Source organism: Citrobacter sp. CK191 (assembly GCF_030333435.1).
GTDB lineage: Bacteria > Pseudomonadota > Gammaproteobacteria > Enterobacterales > Enterobacteriaceae > Citrobacter_B > Citrobacter_B koseri.
The window spans coordinates 1-449 of record NZ_JAOWFX010000010.1 but is presented as its reverse complement, the minus strand read 5'-3'; the positions used below and the strand labels follow the sequence as shown (position 1 = coordinate 449).

The 449-nt window shown below is 45.7% G+C and carries 2 tRNA genes; both read left to right on the top strand.

Going from position 1 to position 449, the window contains the following annotated elements:
- Positions 1–44 precede the first annotated feature (44 nt).
- Positions 45–121 (top strand) — tRNA-Ile (locus OGV82_RS02755).
- A gap of 113 nt (positions 122–234) precedes the next feature.
- Positions 235–310: transfer RNA gene (locus OGV82_RS02750), tRNA-Ala, on the top strand.
- The last annotated feature ends 139 nt before the right edge of the window (positions 311–449 follow it).

Genomic DNA, 449 nt, shown 5'->3' with positions numbered 1-449 from the left:
CCACACAGATTGTCTGATGAAAAACGAGCAGTAAAAACCTCTACAGGCTTGTAGCTCAGGTGGTTAGAGCGCACCCCTGATAAGGGTGAGGTCGGTGGTTCAAGTCCACTCAGGCCTACCAGATTTTCCCTGAATACTGCGTTGTGAAATGACTCACATACTTTAAGTATGCTTCGTCATTCCACGCCTTGTCTCAGGAAAAATCATCGGTAAGAGGTTCTGACTGTACTGTATGGGGCTATAGCTCAGCTGGGAGAGCGCCTGCTTTGCACGCAGGAGGTCTGCGGTTCGATCCCGCATAGCTCCACCATATTTTACTGCTCATATAAGAAAACTTCAGAGTGTACCTGAAAAGGTTCACTGCGAAGTTTTGCTCTTTAAAAATCTGGATCAAGCTGAAAATTGAAACGACACACGTAAAGTGTGTATGAGTCTCTCAAATTTTCGCA